A 16,703-nucleotide genomic window follows, 5' to 3' on the forward strand; every position below is an offset into this window, starting at 1 on the left:
GACCGCACCCGCCGAAGACCCCGCTCCCTCACCCCCGGGTGACCCGCACCCGGTAGTCCCCCGACAGGTCCACCCCCGCCACCTCGATCCGGACGTGCCGCTTCCGGTCCTGGAAGACCTGGCCCGGGGCGAAGGGGGCGTCCGAGAGTTCCGCGTGGACGTTGGGGCTGCGGGTGCAGCCGCCGCTGTCGCGCCGGGAGTCGTACACCTTGACCGGGCCCATCCCGGTGTCGACGTCCGCGTCCACCCTGTAGATCAGCGCCCCCGGCCGGCACACCGTCTCGTCGTTGCCCTCGCGGGTGCGCAGCTCCACGGCGTACCCGGTGCGGCCGCTGACCGGGACGAAGAGCAGTTTGGAGCCGCCGGTGCGGGCCATGGGGGTGAGCGTGTACTCGGTCGTCCCCGGCGTCGTCACACAGGTGACCTGCGAGGCGTCCAGCCAGCCCAGCTTCCACTTGTGCCAGCCGAGGAGGTCGTTGTTGGCGCCCCAGTCCTCGCTCATGATGTCCCAGTGCCCGACCGCGCCGCCGCCGTCCGCCGTGTAGAGGTCGGGCAGGCCGAAGACATGGCCGTTCTCGTGGGGCAGCACCCGGTAGCCGGTCTGCGCGAAGGAGCCGGAGCCGTCGTCCTGGCGGGAGTAGACGAAGGACGCGTTGGCGACCGGCACCCCGTCGGCGACCGGCGCGTCCGGGTTCCCGGCGAAGGTCACCGACAGCACCGTGTCCAGCGCGGAGGGCCCGGCGTTCGGGGTGACCAGCACGTTCAGGAAGTCGTACGACCGGAAGTCCACCCGCGGATCGGCCGCGGCCACGATGTCCTGGACGAGGTCCCGGTAGCCGGGGTCGAAGGGCGCGCCGCGCTCTATGCCGTACGACGCGAAGGGCTTCGGCATCCGCAGCCAGGTCGGGATCGGTGTCTCGGGGCGGTAGTCGAGGCGGCCGTAGGAGCTGGTGCGGAACCATTCCTGGGTCTGCGGGAAGAACTCGCGGAAGCGGTCGAGGGCGGGGCCGCGGCCCGGCGCGTCGGAGAAGTCGATCATCAGGGTGAGGGCGCGGACGGTGCCGGTGGAGCGGGAGTAGCCGCCGGTGGTGGGGACGCCCTCGGACATCTGGATCGCGGCGCCGCCGCGGATCAGACAGGGGCCGTGCGCGGAGGTGCGGGCCAGTGCGATCGGTCCGGCGCCCGCGGGTGCGGGGGCCGCCGTACGGTGGCTCGTGCCGGCCGAGGTGCTGACCACGAGGGTCAGCGCGGTCACGGACACGAGGGCGGCGACGCGGCGCGGGCGTATCCGACGGCTGGTCTGCTGCATGCACGGCCCTCTCCGTCCAGGCAGCCGCAGGTCCACGGACTGCACCCTTTCGATCACCCTGTGTCGAGGGGTGCGGGGGCGCGCGCTGGAGAGGCCGAACGTGGGTTTCTCGGACGAGAAGGTGTGACTCAGGTCACATCAAATCTTCTCCTCAACCCGAAATAACCGGGGAGCGTCTCCCCGTTTAGAAGGGTGTTCACGCGAAACGGGGAGCAGGTCCCCGGATCGCCGAGTCAGCCGAAGCACCCCCCACTCCGAGGAGTACGCCGTGACCGCGACCACTGTGCAGAAGAAGGTGACCCGGCCCCGCGCCGACGCCCTGCGCAACCGGGAGCGGATCGTCACCGCCGCCCGGGAGATGTTCACCGAGTTCGGCCCCGATGTGCCGCTCGACGAGATCGCCCGCCGCGCCGGTGTCGGCAACGCCACGGTGTACCGGAACTTCCCCGACCGCGACGCGCTCGTCCGCGAGGTCGTCTGCTCCGTCATGGACCGGACGTCCGAGGCGGCCGAAGTCGCGCTCGCCGCGACCGGGGACGCCTTCGAGGCACTGGAACGCTTCGTGCACGCGTCCGCTGACGAGCGGATCGCCGCCCTGTGCCCGATGGTGCAGAGCACCTTCGACCAGCACCACCCCGACCTGGTGGCGTCACGGGAACGGATCGAGCAACTCGTCGAGGAGCTCATGGACCGGGCCAGGACGGCCGGTCAGCTCCGTGCCGATGTGAGCGTCGGTGACGTGATGGTCGCCGTCTCCCAGCTGTCCCGGCCCCCGGCCGGCACCGGCTGCGGCGTCGCCGACCGTTTCCTGCACCGCACGCTCCAGCTGTTTCTCGACGGATTGCGGGCCCCGGCCCGCTCCACCCTGCCGGGCACGGCCCTGAACATGGAGGACCTCCGCCGAGCCTGACCGATTAGTTCAGATCGCCACCGCAGTCCATAACGCAGCGAGTCTCACCGGCCGTCACCGACGACGGGCCGTCCCCTCACCACTCCTTTTTTCCGTCACGAAGTCCCGAAGTGGGTACCCTCATGTCCGAAACAGCCTCCAAGGCTCCCGGCGCACCGGCCACGTCCGGTGACGCCAACCGCTGGAAGGCGCTCGTCTTCATCGCGCTCGCCCAGCTGATGGTCGTCCTCGACGCCACCATCGTGAACATCGCCCTGCCGTCCGCCCAGGTGGACCTCGGCATCTCCGACGGCAACCGGCAGTGGGTCGTCACGGCCTACGCCCTCGCCTTCGGTGGCCTCCTTCTCTTCGGCGGCCGGATCGCCGACCTGTGGGGCCGCAAGAACGCCTTCGTCGTCGGCCTGATCGGCTTCGCCGGCGCCTCCGCGCTCGGTGGCGCGGCCACCAACGAGGCCATGATGTTCGGCGCCCGCGCCCTCCAGGGTGTCTTCGGCGCGCTGCTCGCGCCCGCCGCGCTCTCGCTGCTCGCCGTGATGTTCACGGACGCCAAGGAGCGCGCCAAGGCGTTCGGCATCTACGGCGCCATCGCCGGTGGTGGCGGTGCCGTCGGCTTCATCCTCGGCGGTGTGCTGACCGAGTACATGGACTGGCGCTGGACCTTCTTCGTGAACATCCCGTTCGCGATCGTCGCCGCGCTCGGCGCGTACTTCGTCATCCGTGAGCCCGAGGGCGGCCGCAACCGCAACCCGCTCGACATCCCCGGCGTCCTGCTCTCCACCCTGGGTCTGGTCGCGCTGGTCTACGGCTTCACCCGCGCCGAGTCCAACGGCTGGGGCGATTCCGTGACCGTGGGCATGTTCGTCGCCTCCGCGGTCCTGCTGATCGCCTTCGTCATCACCGAGGCCAAGGTCAAGGCCCCGCTGCTGCCGCTGCGCGTGGTGACCGACCGCAACCGCGGCGGCATCTACCTCTCGCTCGGTATCGCGATCATCGCGATGTTCGGCACCTTCCTGTTCCTGACCTACTACCTCCAGGTCGTGAAGGGCTTCTCGCCGATCAAGACCGGCTTCGCGTTCATGCCGATGATCGTCGGCATGATGGTCGGCTCGACCCAGATCGGCACCCGTCTGATGACCCGGCTGCCGGCCCGCATGCTGATGGGCCCGGGCTTCCTGGTCGCCGCGGTCGGCATGCTGCTGATGACGCAGCTGGAGATCGGCTCGTCGTACGCCTCGACGATCCTGCCCGCGATGCTGCTGCTCGGTCTCGGCATGGGTACGGCGTTCATGCCGGCCATGTCCCTGGCCACGCTCGGCGTCGAGCCCCGGGACGCCGGTGTCGCCTCCGCGATGGTCAACACCTCGCAGCAGGTGGGCGGCGCGATCGGTACGGCCCTGCTGAACACGATCGCCGCGTCCGCGACGACCGCGTACATCAAGGACCACATCGGCTCCGCGACCTCCAAGTCGCAGCAGCAGCTGGTGGCGCTCGAGGGTCAGGTGCACGGCTACACCAACGCGATCTGGTTCGCCGTCGGCATGCTGGTCCTCGCCGCGGTCATCGTGGTGACCCTGGTCAACGCCGGCCGCCCGGACACGAGTGCCGTGGCCGGTTCCGCGGAGGGCGCCGAGGACGAGGTGCCGGTCCCGGTCGTCGCCCACTGACGACGACGACCGTCCGGTCATACCCCTTCGTGCTCGTCGTACGTACGGGGATGGGGACGCTCCGCACGTACGACATCTGAGGACCTGCCCTGGCTCAGCGGAGCCAGGGCAGGTCCGCACCCGCTTCGTTGGGCTGAAGTCCCTCGGCGACGATCTCCATGATCTCGCCGAGGGACTTCTGCTGTTCCGGGGTGAGCCGCTCGAACAGCGCCTGGCGTACGGCGCCCACGTGGCCGGGGGCGGTGCGGCACAGCACCTCGTACCCGTCGTCGGTGAGGATCGCGAACTGGCCGCGCTTGTCGGAGGGGCAGTCCTCGCGGCGCACCCAGCCGTTCTTCTCCAGCCGCGCGATGGCGTGCGAGAGCCGGGAACGGGTGATCTTCGCCTTCATCGCCAGCTCGGTCATCCGCAGTCGGCGCTGCGGCGCCTCGGCGAGGCCGACGAGCAGCCCGTAGTAGATGTGCGGCATGCCCGCGTCCCGCTGCAACTGGCGGTCGAGGTGGTCCTCCAGAAGAGTGGTGGCGTGCATGTAGGAGCGCCAGACGCGCTGTTCCTCGGCGGTGAGCCAGACGGGTTCTTCGGCCATGTCTTCCACTGTACGAGAAGGCTCTTTGAAAGTTAAACAAGTTGGAGGTATGTTCACAGGGTCGGAAGTTTTAGACTTCAAGTAACGCTCGAAAAACTGTGTTCATATAACACCTTTCGGAGGGAGCAGCGCCATGTCGGCCGCAACCCAGGACGCAACTCGGCACGCGACCAGGGAGCGTATGCCCGCGCTCTACCTCAGCCACGGCGCTCCACCGCTCGCCGACGACCCGATCTGGCCCGGCGAACTCGCCGCCTGGTCCGCCGACCTCCCGCGCCCCAAAGCGATCCTCATGGTCTCCGCCCACTGGGAAGAGGCCCCGCTCGCCCTCGGCGCCGTCGAGACCATCCCCCTCGTCTACGACTTCTGGGGCTTCCCCGAGCACTACTACCAGGTCCGGTACGCCGCCCCCGGCGCGCCCGCGCTCGCCGAGTCCGTGCGCAAGCTGCTGCGCGCCCCCGGCACCCCCGTCCAGGACATCCCCGACCGCGGCCTCGACCACGGTGCCTACGTCCCGCTCGTCGAGATGTTCCCCGAGGCCGACATCCCGGTCCTGCAGATCTCCATGCCGACCCTCGACCCCGTCAAGCTCATGGAGATCGGCCGCAAGCTCGCGCCGCTGCGCGACGAGGGCGTCCTGATCGTCGGCTCCGGCTTCTTCACCCACAACCTCGCAGCCCTCCGCCACACCGGCGGGGGAGTGCCGACCTGGTCCTCCGAGTTCGACGACTGGGGCCGGCGGGCCCTGGAGGCGCGCGACTGGGACGGCCTGCTCGACTTCCTCCACAAGGCCCCGGCCGGCCGCTACGCCCACCCGCGCACCGAGCACTTCGCACCCCTCTTCGTGACGATGGGTGCCGCCGAGGTCTCCGGAGAGCTGGACGCGCAGAGGTCGGTGATCGACGGGTTCTGGATGGGGATGGCCAAGCGGTCGGTGCAGTTCGGCTGAGACGGGTGCCCTGCCCCGGCGTAAGGGCTGGATGTGGTGTCGCTGTGAATTCCCTGGGAGTCCGCTGACCTGGCAACCATCAAGGGGCGTCGGCCGTCTTCTGGGGCAGAGGGCGGCCGGCGACGGCGGCCTTCGCGGGGGAGCGCGAGCGCGGCCGGATGTGACGGGCGTCTCGCGGACGCGGAGGGGGGAGGGGTTCATGAGGAGCCCGGGACCGGTCTCGACTCACGGCCTGACCTGCACCTCTGCCGAGCCGGTCGGCACCGCCGCGGACCGTGTGGCCGCGCAGGATACTGCATGATCAGAAAAATAGGGGGACGGGTTGGGAATTCTGTCCTGATTCCAGTCGTTGTTTCCATCGGAAGCAGGGCACCCGAGGAGAGTCCGGACCGGACAGTGTCGGACCGCATCGGGACCAGGCCTCCAAGGACCACCCGCCAGCCCACATCGCAAGGGAGCACACGCATGGCAACCCGTGCCGTCGCCCGTCGTCAGTCCGCCTCCGGCGAGGCCGTCGACAAGGCACGCAGCGTTCGCGCCCACGCCGGCGAGATCGCCGACCGCGACCTGGTCGGCATGTATCTCGACGAGATCGCGCGCACGCCGCTGCTCGACGCCGCCAAGGAAGTCGAGCTGTCCCAGATGATCGAAGCGGGTGTGTTCGCGCGGCAGGTCCTCGACGGGTACGAGGAGTCCAAGGCGGACGCCACCCGTGAGGAGCTCGAGGCGCTGGTCGCCGAGGCCGAGCGGGCCAAGGACATCTTCATCCGGTCCAACCTCCGCCTGGTGGTCGCGGTGGCCCGCCGCTACCCCCGCAGCGGCCTCCCCCTGCTCGACCTGATCCAGGAGGGCAACGCGGGCCTGGTGCGCGCGGTGGAGAAGTTCGACTACCGCAAGGGCTTCAAGTTCTCGACGTACGCGACCTGGTGGATCCGGCAGGCGATCACCCGCTCGATAGCCGACCAGTCGCGCACGATCCGGCTCCCCGTCCACCTCGTCGAGGAACTCGGCCGCATCCGCCGTGTCCAGCGCGAGTTCAACCGGGAGAACGGCCGCGACCCGGAGCCCGCCGAGATCGCGCAGGAGCTGGGCTCCACGCCCGAGCGCGTGACGGACGTCCTGGACTGGGCCCGCGACCCGGTCTCGCTGAACATGTCGATCGACGACGACGGCGACACCCAGTTCGGCGACCTTCTGGAGGACACCTCCGCGGTGTCGCCCGAGCAGTCCGTCCTGACGCTGCTGCGCAGCGAGGAACTGGACGGCCTGATCGGCCGCCTCGACCAGCGCACGGCGTCCATCATCAAGATGCGGTACGGCATCGAGGACGGCCGGGAGCGCACGCTCACCGAGGTCGGCAAGGAGCACGGCCTGACGCGCGAGCGCATCCGCCAGATCGAGAAGCACGCCCTGCTGGAACTGAAGAAGCTGGCCCGCGACACCGGCTTCGACGCGGCCGCGTAAGGCTCCCCGCGTACGCCGGGTGCCGCAAGGCGGCGCGAACATGGCGGAGTTGGGCCGCTTCAACGGGCGGGGGCCTGGGAACAACCTTTCAGGGCCCATGAGTTCGAACATGTGAAACAAGCTTCGGCCAAGCGTCCGCGCTTCAAGAGCCAAGTCGCTTCAAGAGCCAAGTCCCGACGCACTCCCCCCGGCGCCGGGACTCTCCCGAGAGCCGGACTCCGGCGCCCTCCCCCCGGGCGCTGGGGTCCGGCTCTGCCTTTGTTCGCCCACGGGGTTCGCGGAACCCCGGGAGCGCAGGCCGGCCGACGGCAGGGCATGCTGGACGGCGGGTCACCCCGTACCTGAACCCCGGGGTGGCCCGCCGGATGGCAGATTGTGTCACATGGGCATAGCCTGCCGATGTGAGCAGCCCCACCCCAGCACCGCGTTCCACTTCCCGTTCCACCTCCCGTTCCGCCTCTCGTCCCGCTCCGGGCTCGCTGACCGAGCGGCGAAAAGCCGAGACGCGGATGGACATCGCCAGGGCGGCGGCGGGGCTCTTCGTCAGCCGCGGGCTGCGTGCCACACGCGCCGAGGACATCGCCCAGGCCGCGGGCATCGCGCCGCGCACCTTCTACCGCTACTTCGCGACGAAGGAGGAGGCCGTCGCCCCGCTCTACGCGGCAGGCGCCCAGCGCTGGGCGGAAGCGGTACGGGAGGCACCGGCGGAACTGTCCGTGCCGGAGGCCCTGGAACACGCGGTACGGCACACGCTGACACCGGGCGTCGGGGTCTCCGCCGCGTCCTGGGAATGGGTCCGCACGCTGATCCGCCTGGCGGACTCCAGCCCGGCGCTGGGGAAGGTGTGGGCGGAGGTGTGCCGGGATTCGGAGCGGGTGTTGGGGGAGGTGCTGGGGGAGCGGGTGCGAGGGGAGCGGGTGGGGCGGGGTCCTGACGGTGCCGACAACGTTGCCGCTCCCGTCGTCACCGCCGAGCTGCGCTTCGCCGCGGCGGTGGCGAGCGCGGCGGTGCGGACGGCGGTGGAGGCATGGGTGGCCGACGACGCGAGGACGAGCGGACCGGGGGGCCCGGCGGGGTTGGCGTTGCGGAATCTGGGGGTGTTGGAGGGGTTTCCGTGGGAGGGGGCGTAGCAGCGGTCGGGCACCTGTGTCGCCACGCGGCTGGGCGTGCAGCCGCACCGCCTCCATGCGTAGCTGCGGGCAGTCGTGCCGCTGGGGCGGCACGGGTGGGCGCAGCGGCACCCCGCCAGCGCGGGCGAGCGAAAACCCGCCCCCGCCCAGCCCCCACCCCGGGCACCTGGCAACCCGCACCAGCACCCGCCGTCGTACACCTCACCCACCCGCAGCCCGAACCAACCGCTCCCCCAACCCCCGTACGCACTCCACCAGTTCCTCCGGCGATTCCACAGTGAAGTCAACGCCCGTCATCGCAAGCCGGATCGCCAGCCACTCCACCGCGTCCCCCGACTCCCCCCGCAACCGGCAACGCCCCTCAGCCACCGCCTCCGGCACCCCCACCCACCCCGGCACCCGCGCCCCGACCACCTCCGCCGAAGCAGCGAACGTGACGGCGAACTCGTACGTCTCCTGCCGCCGGTACATCGACTGCCGCAGATACTCCGCCGCACTCCCCGTCGGCAACTCCCGCGGAGCGAACCGCGCCCCCGTCGCGAACGGCTCGCTCACCCGGTCGACCCGGAACGTACGCCAGTCCTCGCGATCGAGGTCGTACGCGACGAGGTACCACCGCCGCCCGGTGGAGACCAGCCGATACGGCTCCACGACCCGCCGCGACCCGGTCCCGTCCTTCGTGCGGTAACCGAACCGCAGCCGCTCGTGCCCCGCGACGGTCGACGCCATGACCGTCAGCGTCTCGGGCGCGATGCTCGCCCCGTCCCCGCTGGTCAGCGCAGTCGTCGCGGCCTGGAGCGTGGAGACCCGGTGCCGCAGCCGGGACGGCAGCACCTGCTCCAGCTTGGCCAGCGCCCGCACCGACGCCTCGTCGACCCCCTCGACCGCGTGCCCGGCGCCCGCCCGCAGCCCGACCGCGATGGCGACCGCCTCCTCGTCGTCGAGGACGAGCGGCGGCATCGCCTTGCCCGCGACGAGCCGGTACCCGCCGTCGGACCCCTTGCTGGCCTGCACGGGATAGCCCAGCTCCCGCAGCCGGTCGATGTCCCGCCGCACGGTACGGCGGGACACCCCGAGCCGGTCGGCGAGCTCGCCGCCGGGCCATTCCCGCGGGGTCTGGAGGAGGGAGAGGAGCTGGAGAAGCCGGGCCGGAGTATCCGTCGTCATGAGTTCGAGGATGCCGTAGATCTAGGACACGATCTGACCTAATGCGGTCGTAGCTTGAGCACATGACCTCCACCGAAACCGTGGTTTCACCGCTCTCTCCGCCTTCCGCGTCCACGCCCGACCGGCGTCGCTGGTTCGCCCTCGCGATCGTGATGACCGCGGCCTTCATGGACCTCGTCGACGTCACGATCGTCAACATCGCCATCCCGTCCATCCAGGCCGAGGCGGGCGCGAGCGTCAGCCAGATCCAGTGGATAACGGCCGGCTACGCCCTCGCCTTCGCCGCCGGTCTGATCACCGGCGGACGCCTCGGAGACATCCACGGCCGCAAGCGGCTGTTCCTCATCGGCATCGGCGGCTTCACCCTCGCCTCCGCGCTGTGCGGCCTCGCCGCGAACCCGGAGATGCTGGTCGCCTCCCGGTTCCTGCAGGGCGGCATGGCGGCGCTGATGGTGCCGCAGGTGCTGTCGATCGTGCACGCGACGTTCCCGGCGGAGGAGCGCGGCAAGGTCTTCGGCCTGTTCGGCGCGATCGTCGGTCTGGGCGCGGTGTCCGGCCCGCTGCTCGGCGCGCTGCTGACGGAGTGGAACCTCTTCGGCCTGGAGTGGCGCCCGATCTTCCTCATCAACCTCCCGGTCGGGATCGCGGGCCTGATCCTCGGCAGCCGGTACATCACCGAGTCCAAGGCGCCGCGCGCCCTGAAGCTCGACCTGGTCGGCGTCGCCCTCGTGACCCTGGGCCTGCTCATGCTGCTCTACCCGCTGACCCGCGGCCGTGAGCTGGGCTGGCCGCTGTGGGGGTACGTGTCGATGGCCGGCGCGCTCGTCGTCCTCGCCGCGCTGGTGACGTACGAGAAGCGCAAGACGGCCCGCGACGGCTCCCCGCTCATCGAGCTCTCCCTGTTCCGCGTGAAGAGCTTCGCGGCGGGCGTCGCCGTCCAGACCGTCTTCGGTATCGGTCTCGGCATCTTCTTCCTGGTGTGGACGCTGTACATGCAGGTCGGACTGGGCTGGCGGCCGCTCAAGGCGGGCCTGACCGGGGTGCCGTTCTCGATCGCCGTCTCCACGGCGGCGGGCCTGTCGGTGCAGAAGCTGGTCCCGCGCGTGGGAGGCCGTACGGTCCTGCAGTCCGGCGCGCTGACCATGGCCGCGGGCGTCCTGCTCTACCTCTGGGAGGCCGGCCGGTACGGCACCGCCATCGCCCCCTGGCAGATGGCCCTCCCGCTGATCGTGATGGGCCTCGGCATGGGCCTGATCTTCGCCCCGCTGACGGACATGGTGCTCTCGGGCGTACCGCGCGAGCACGCGGGCTCGGCGTCCGGCCTCATCAACACCGTGCAGCAGATGGGCAACGCGCTCGGGCTCGGCCTGGTCTCGGTCGTCTTCTTCAACGAGATCCCGGACGTGCTGCGCCGCGAGCAGGTGGGCCCGGTCTTCGTGGACGCCTTCCAGCACGCCCTCGGCTGGGTCGCCGCGATCATGGCCCTGATCTTCCTGCTGATGTTCGCGCTGCCCAAGCGGGGGGCGCAGCATCTGGAGGGGGCGGGGGAGGAGCCGGCGAGCACGGGCGAGAAGCAGCCGGAGCTCGTCTGACCCTCTGACCCTCTACCCCTCTGACCCTCTGACCCGAGAAGGTGGAGAAAGGCCCGGCGCCTTGGGTGCGCCGGGCCTTCCGCATGTCTGCTGCGGGTCCTTCGTACGCCTTCACCAGGCCGGAAGTCCGTTCATGCCCGAATGAGGCCCGAACCTGTTTACTTTCCGGAAATCCGGGCGTAGCCTCCAGGCGAAACCACAAGTTCGGGCACCGGTCGGAAACGGCCGGACATCGAGTCGGAGGCGAGCGGACATGTACGCACCGGAGCGGCAGCAGGAGATCCTCCGGCTCGCGCGTGACGGCGGGCGAGTGGACGTGGTGTCGCTGGCCGAGGAGTTCCAGGTCACCGCGGAGACGATCCGCCGGGACCTCAAGGCCCTCGACCGCGCCGGCCTGCTGCGCCGGGTGCACGGCGGTGCGATTCCGGCCGGGCGCCTCGACTTCGAGCCGGACCTCGCCGAGCGCGAGTCGACGGCGGCCGACGAGAAGGACCACATCGCCAAGGCGGCCGTCGCCGAACTGCCGACCGAGGGCACCCTGATCCTCGACGCCGGCACCACGGTCGCCCGCCTGGCCGGCGCCATCCCGCTGGAGGCCGCGCTCACCGTCGTCACGCACAGCCTGCCGATCGCGGCCCGCCTCGCGGACCACCCCGGCATCCAGCTCCACCTCGTCGGGGGGCGCGTACGACACCGCACGCGCGCCGCCGTCGACGCCTGGGCGCTCCGCGCGTACGGCGAGATCCGGGCAGATGTCCTCTTTGTGGCAGCCAACGGCTTCTCCGCCGACCATGGCCTGACCACCCCCGACCTCGCCGAGGCCGCGGTGAAGCGCGCGGCGATCGCCGCCGCCCGCCGGGTCGTGCTGCTCGCCGACTCCTCCAAGCACGGCCAGGAGCACTTCGCCCGCTTCGGCGACCTGAGCGACGTGGACCTGCTGATCACCGACAGCGGGCTGAGCCCCGAAGACGCCACCGCCATCGAGCGCGGCGGCACGGAAGTAGTGCGCGCATGATCCTCACCGTCACCCCGAACCCGTCCCTGGACCGCACCTACGAGGTCCCTTCCCTGGAGCGCGGCGAGGTCATCCGCGCCACCGGCGAACGCATGGACCCGGGCGGCAAGGGCGTGAACGTCTCGCGCGCCGTGGCGGCCGCGGGCCGGCGCACGGTCGCGGTCCTGCCCCTGGGTGGTGCGCCGGGGGCGCTCGTGGCGGATCTGCTCGACGCGCAGGGCATCGAGGTCGCGCCGGTCCCGGTTGCGGGCGCCACCCGCTCCAACATCGCGCTGGCCGAGTCCGACGGCGTACTCACGAAGATCAACGCGCCGGGCCCCGAACTGTCGGCGGAGGAGCAGGAGCTGCTCCTGGAGACGGTGCGGGCGCAGTCGCGGGACGCGGACTGGATCGCGTGCTGCGGGAGCCTGCCGCGGGGGCTCGCGCCGTCGTGGTACGCCGATGTGGTCGCGCGGGCGCACGCCGGGGGCGCGCGGATCGCGCTGGACACCTCGGGGCGTGCGCTCCTGGAGGCGCTGCGCGAACGCCCCGACGTGGTGAAGCCGAACGCCGAGGAGCTCGCGGAAGCCGTCGGGCGCCCCCTGTCCACGGTGGGCGACGCGGTGAAGGCGGCCGAGGAGTTGCGCGAGATGGGCGCACGCGCCGTGCTCGCGAGCCTGGGTGCTGACGGGCAGCTGCTCGTGGACGGCTCGGGCACGTGGTTCGGCAGCGCGAAGGTGGACGCCGTCCGCAGCAATGTCGGCGCCGGAGACTCGTCCCTGGCCGGATTCCTGATCGCGGGCGGCAGCGGCCCGGAGGCCCTCGCCTCGGCGGTCGCCCACGGCGCCGCCGCCGTACAACTCCCCGGCAGCGTCATGCCGACCCCGTCCGACCTGGACCCGGCCGCGGTGACGGTGACGGCGGAGGTACCGACGGACCGCGTACTCAAGGAGCCGGTGTCATGACGAACGGCTTCGCTCCTACGACGGTGAGGGCGCCGGGGGCGCGAGGCTCCGTCGCTGCTTCTGCGGCAGTGAGGGCGCCGGAAGCGAAGGCGCCGGCGGTTCGCGGCTCCGCCTCTGCTTCTACGGCGGTGACGGCGCCCGGCTCGGCTCACTCGGCGTCGTCCACGCCCCCGGCACTCCCCAGTGGACCGGCCATGAAGCGGCGAGGCTCCCCGTTGCTCGTCGCGGCCTGCGGGAGGCAGGGCCACCTGAGCCGCCCTGCCGCCCGCTGGGGGCGAGGCTTCCCCGGCCTCGCCCCCACCACCCCCGAGCTCACCCTCGATTTCACCCCCGAGCTCACCCCCATGACCCCCCACCGCACCCCCGTCCCCACCTCTGTCCCCGCCCCCGCCCACTCCACTCCCCGGGCGATACGCGTGCGAAGGAGCCCGCGATGAGCGACATGATCACCGCGGACCTGGTCGATCTCGACCTGTCCGCCGAAACCAAAGAAGCGGCGGCGCGCGCCCTCGCCGAGCGCATGGTGGCCCTGGGCCGGGTGACCGACCTGGACGGCTTCCTCGCCGACGTGGCCGCCCGCGAGGCCCAGATGCCCACCGGCCTCGACGGCGGCATCGGCATCCCGCACTGCCGCAGCGCCCACGTCACCGAGCCGACGCTCGCCTTCGGACGCAGCGCCGCCGGGATCGACTTCGGCGCGGCGGACGGCCCCGCCGACCTGATCTTCCTCATCGCCGCGCCGGCCGGCGCCGACGACGCCCACCTGACGATCCTGTCGTCGCTGGCGCGGCAGCTGATGAACACGGAGTTCACCGACGCGCTGCGCGCGGTCGGCGACGCGGCGGCCGCGGCGGCGCTCATTCGCGGGGACGCGCCGGGGGCGGACGCGTCCGGCGTGGCTGACACGGCTGGCGCTTCCGCGGGCGCCTCGGCGGGTGCCTCGGCGGGTGCGAGCAGCGCCGCCGAGGGCGCGAAGGTCGCCGCGGGCGCCCCCGCGAGCGCCTCTTCGAACTCCGTGGCGGTGTCGGGGGCGGCCTCCGCCGACACCGCCACGGGAACCGCGGCCCCGGCGCCGGGCGGCACGACCGCTCCGGCGCCGGGCGCCACGGACGCGATGGGGGCGGACGCCGCCGCTGCGCGCCCCTTCCGTATCGTCGCCGTCACCTCCTGCCCGACCGGCATCGCCCACACCTACATGGCGGCCGAGTCCCTGGAGAACGCGGGCCGCGAGGCGGGCGTCGAACTCGTCGTCGAGACGCAGGGCTCGGCCGGCTTCACCCGGCTCGACCCGGCCGTCATCGAGGCGGCGGACGGCGTGATCTTCGCCCACGACGTCCCCGTACGCGACAAGGACCGCTTCGCCGGCAAGCCGACCGTCGACGTCGGCGTGAAGGCGGGCATCAACCGCCCCGCCGAGCTCATCACCGAGGTGCGCGGGAAGGCGGCGCGCGGCGAGGTCACGGGCGCCCCCGGGACCGGCTCCACGCCGGTCGAGCGCGCGGGCGACGCCGGCGACGGCTACGGCACCAAGCTCCGCAAGTGGCTGATGACCGGCGTGAGCTACATGGTCCCGTTCGTCGCGGCGGGCGGTCTGCTGATCGCCCTCGGCTTCGCGATCGGCGGCTACCAGATCAACGAGGCCAAGCCGGTCATGGAGCACTTCGACTGGGGCCAGGTCGACAGCTGGGGCGCCCTGCTCTTTCAGATCGGCGGCGTCGCCTTCGGCTTCCTGATCCCTGTCCTCGCCGGCTACATCGCCTACGGCATGGCGGACCGCCCCGGCCTCGTGCCCGGCTTCGTCGGCGGCATGATCTCCGTCAACATCGCCGCCGGCTTCCTCGGCGGTCTGGTCGCCGGTCTGCTTGCCGGTGGTGTCGTCCTCGCCATCCAGAAGGTCAAGATCCCACCGGTGCTGCGCGGTATCATGCCGGTGGTGGTGATCCCGCTGATCTCGTCGATCGTCGTCGGCTTCCTGATGTTCATCGTGATCGGCAAGCCGATCGCCGAGGCCCAGAAGGCGATGACGGACTGGCTCAACGGCCTCTCCGGCACCAACGCCATCCTGCTCGGCATCCTCCTCGGCCTGATGATGTGCTTCGACCTGGGCGGCCCGGTCAACAAGGTCGCCTACGCCTTCGCCACCGCCGGCATCGCCGTACAGGACCCGAGCGACTCCGCCATGAAGGTCATGGCCGCCGTGATGGCCGCCGGCATGGTGCCCCCGCTGGGTATGGCCCTCGCCACCACCGTCCGCAAGAAGCTGTTCACCCCGGCCGAGCGCGAGAACGGCAAGGCGGCCTGGGTCCTCGGCGCCTCCTTCATCTCCGAGGGCGCCATCCCGTTCGCCGCGGCCGACCCGCTGCGCGTCATCCCCGCCTCCATGGCGGGCGGCGCGGTCACCGGCGCGCTGACCATGGCCTTCGGCTCCACCCTGCGCGCCCCGCACGGCGGCATCTGGGTCACCTTCCTCATCGGCAAGCCGTTCCTCTACCTGCTGGCCATCGCGGTCGGTACAGCAGTCACGGCGGGCCTGGTGATCCTCCTCAAGGGCCTGCGCAAGACGGCCCCGGAAGGCGCGGCCCCCGCCTCCGACGACCCCGCGTCCGCTCCGGCGGCCGAGCAGAAGCAGCCGGTGGCGGCGTAACGGAGGCACCGGCGCCGACGGCGGTCGGCCGCAGCCCTGGCGGGACGGGGCTGCGGCCGACCGCAGCCGTTCGAGACCACGCGCATGTCCCTTTCGGTCGCTGTGAGTTGTTCACGGCACCTGCGAGATACGTCACGGTCCGGGACCAAAGTCCCGGACTGTGGTGTCTACTGGGGCGCATGCCTGAGCACGTCTCGATCTTCCAGCTGACGGGCATGGCCGTCCTCGCCCTGGCGACCGTCGTCTGGGCGATCGGCCTGACCCGAGTCCTGCGCCGCGGCCGCGAGGCCGCCCTGTGGGGGTCCGCCCACACCCTCCGAGGCCTTCCGTACCAGCGGCAGACCGGCCCCGACCTGGAGTCCGTCCAGCTGACCCCGGCGGAGCGGGACGCCTTCGCGGGCCTGGTACGACAGCTCAGCGACGGCCGCTGACACCCGAGCGGCCCCAGCGTTCACCCGCTCGGCACGCCGGCGCGCGTCACGAGACGCGCGCTGCCCGCCGCTCCATCGCGTCCCGGGCGGCGTCCTCGGAGACGTACACCTCGCACATGTGCCGCCCGTCGGGCGTGGCCGTGTGCTCGACCTCCCACAGGGAGATCTCCTCGCCGTCGCGCAGCAGGAACGCGTGCTCGTAGAGCGAGAAGCACAGCCCGATACGCCCCGCGCGGCACGGCCGCCCGAACGCCTGCGTGATCTGGTGCGCGAACGCGTTCGCCAGCAGCGCCGCCGTCTCCGCGCCCGGCCGGTCCGGGTTCTCCGCGCGGCGCAGGAGCCGGCGCGCGTGGTCCGCGGAGTCGTCGGGCACGTACGCGTGCCGGGGCACGGGGATCGGCGACAGCTGCACCGTCACCGGGAGCTCGAAGTCGGGGGTGTCCGCGGGCAACGGCAGCCGGGCCGTGGCCGCGCGCAGCTCCTCCTCGTCGACGTACACCTCGTGCTGCGGGTCGCTGCCCGGCGCGGTGTTGTGGACGAGCTCCCAGAGCGTGAGCGCGGAACCGTCGGCGAGCAGCCAGGCGTGGCGGTACGTCTCGCGGTGCAGCCCAGCGCTGTGGTGCGCGGAGTGCAGCGAGCTGTCGTGCGCCAGCGCGCAGTCGAGGCGCTGTATCACCTCGTCGGGCAGCTCGAAGGAGTTCAGCGCGCGGCCGAGGAGCCGCGCGAGGTGCTCCTCCGGAGACTCGGGCGACTCGCGTGGCTCGTACGCTGCCGTCTCGTACGGAACGCTCAAGGTTTCTCCCGGCGTTGCTGCATGTCACCTTGTGGGTGCATACCGTAGCCCCTCGGTCGGACATCATGTCCGGGAACCGAGAAAACGTGCGCACAGAAAACGCCC

14 protein-coding genes are annotated in these 16,703 nt (G+C 71.5%); 10 read left to right on the forward strand and 4 right to left on the reverse strand.

Features of this window, described 5'->3' with window-relative positions; translation table 11 throughout:
* Positions 1-28 precede the first annotated feature (28 nt).
* Positions 29-1,309 carry a M6 family metalloprotease domain-containing protein gene (locus IQ210_RS23210; RefSeq protein WP_194081010.1) on the reverse strand — a complete coding sequence of 427 codons (1,281 nt, stop codon included), beginning with the start codon at positions 1,307-1,309 and terminating at the stop codon, positions 29-31.
* A gap of 268 nt (positions 1,310-1,577) precedes the next feature.
* Between IQ210_RS23210 and IQ210_RS23215 the strand changes: the two genes are divergently transcribed.
* Both IQ210_RS23215 and IQ210_RS23220 read left to right on the forward strand, forming a co-directional pair.
* Positions 1,578-2,219, forward strand: a complete 642-nt coding sequence (locus IQ210_RS23215) for a TetR/AcrR family transcriptional regulator (protein WP_194081011.1) — start codon at positions 1,578-1,580, stop codon at positions 2,217-2,219.
* 122 nt (positions 2,220-2,341) lie between these two features.
* On the forward strand, positions 2,342-3,883 hold the full coding sequence (locus IQ210_RS23220) for an MFS transporter (RefSeq protein ID WP_194081012.1): 1,542 nt from the start codon (positions 2,342-2,344) through the stop codon (positions 3,881-3,883).
* A 94-nt stretch (positions 3,884-3,977) separates the two neighbouring features.
* Here IQ210_RS23220 and IQ210_RS23225 read toward each other — a convergent pair whose 3' ends face one another.
* On the reverse strand, positions 3,978-4,469 hold the full coding sequence (locus IQ210_RS23225; RefSeq protein ID WP_194081013.1) for a MarR family winged helix-turn-helix transcriptional regulator: 492 nt from the start codon (positions 4,467-4,469) through the stop codon (positions 3,978-3,980).
* Positions 4,470-4,602: 133 nt separating this feature from the next.
* On the opposite strand from IQ210_RS23225, the gene IQ210_RS23230 reads away from it, so the two are divergent.
* The 3 genes from IQ210_RS23230 (at position 4,603) to IQ210_RS23240 (ending at position 8,012) form a co-directional block, all read left to right on the forward strand.
* Positions 4,603-5,418, forward strand: coding sequence for a dioxygenase family protein (locus tag IQ210_RS23230; protein ID WP_407699716.1), 816 nt, complete (start codon positions 4,603-4,605; stop codon positions 5,416-5,418).
* Positions 5,419-5,883: 465 nt separating this feature from the next.
* On the forward strand, positions 5,884-6,882 hold the full coding sequence (locus IQ210_RS23235) for a sigma-70 family RNA polymerase sigma factor (RefSeq protein WP_194081014.1): 999 nt from the start codon (positions 5,884-5,886) through the stop codon (positions 6,880-6,882).
* Between the two features lie 509 nt (positions 6,883-7,391).
* Positions 7,392-8,012, forward strand: a complete 621-nt coding sequence (locus IQ210_RS23240; RefSeq protein WP_194081015.1) for a TetR/AcrR family transcriptional regulator — start codon at positions 7,392-7,394, stop codon at positions 8,010-8,012.
* A 201-nt stretch (positions 8,013-8,213) separates the two neighbouring features.
* Here the strand turns inward: IQ210_RS23240 and IQ210_RS23245 are convergent, their stop codons facing one another.
* On the reverse strand, positions 8,214-9,179 hold the full coding sequence (locus IQ210_RS23245; protein WP_194081016.1) for a helix-turn-helix transcriptional regulator: 966 nt from the start codon (positions 9,177-9,179) through the stop codon (positions 8,214-8,216).
* Between the two features lie 62 nt (positions 9,180-9,241).
* Between IQ210_RS23245 and IQ210_RS23250 the strand changes: the two genes are divergently transcribed.
* From IQ210_RS23250 to IQ210_RS23270, 5 genes are all read left to right on the forward strand, one after another.
* Positions 9,242-10,771 carry an MFS transporter gene (locus IQ210_RS23250; RefSeq protein ID WP_194081017.1) on the forward strand — a complete coding sequence of 510 codons (1,530 nt, stop codon included), beginning with the start codon at positions 9,242-9,244 and terminating at the stop codon, positions 10,769-10,771.
* 253 nt (positions 10,772-11,024) lie between these two features.
* Positions 11,025-11,786 carry a DeoR/GlpR family DNA-binding transcription regulator gene (locus IQ210_RS23255; protein WP_194081018.1) on the forward strand — a complete coding sequence of 254 codons (762 nt, stop codon included), beginning with the start codon at positions 11,025-11,027 and terminating at the stop codon, positions 11,784-11,786.
* Positions 11,783-12,730 carry a 1-phosphofructokinase gene (pfkB, locus tag IQ210_RS23260; RefSeq protein WP_194081019.1) on the forward strand — a complete coding sequence of 316 codons (948 nt, stop codon included), beginning with the start codon at positions 11,783-11,785 and terminating at the stop codon, positions 12,728-12,730. Before IQ210_RS23255 ends, pfkB begins: the two co-directional genes overlap by 4 nt.
* A 433-nt stretch (positions 12,731-13,163) precedes the next feature.
* Positions 13,164-15,374 (forward strand): PTS fructose transporter subunit IIABC, encoded by a 2,211-nt coding sequence (locus IQ210_RS23265; protein ID WP_194081020.1) that lies wholly within the window; start codon positions 13,164-13,166, stop codon positions 15,372-15,374.
* A gap of 179 nt (positions 15,375-15,553) precedes the next feature.
* A complete protein-coding gene (locus IQ210_RS23270) occupies positions 15,554-15,805 on the forward strand; it encodes a hypothetical protein (protein ID WP_194081021.1) in 252 nt (83 codons plus the stop codon).
* A gap of 46 nt (positions 15,806-15,851) precedes the next feature.
* On the opposite strand, the gene IQ210_RS23275 is transcribed toward IQ210_RS23270, so the two are convergent.
* Positions 15,852-16,598: a DUF6227 family protein gene (locus IQ210_RS23275; protein WP_194081022.1), complete on the reverse strand. Its 747-nt coding sequence runs from the start codon at positions 16,596-16,598 to the stop codon at positions 15,852-15,854.
* Positions 16,599-16,703: the final 105 nt, after the last annotated feature.

The organism is Streptomyces justiciae (assembly GCF_015163075.1).
Classification (GTDB): domain Bacteria; phylum Actinomycetota; class Actinomycetes; order Streptomycetales; family Streptomycetaceae; genus Streptomyces; species Streptomyces justiciae.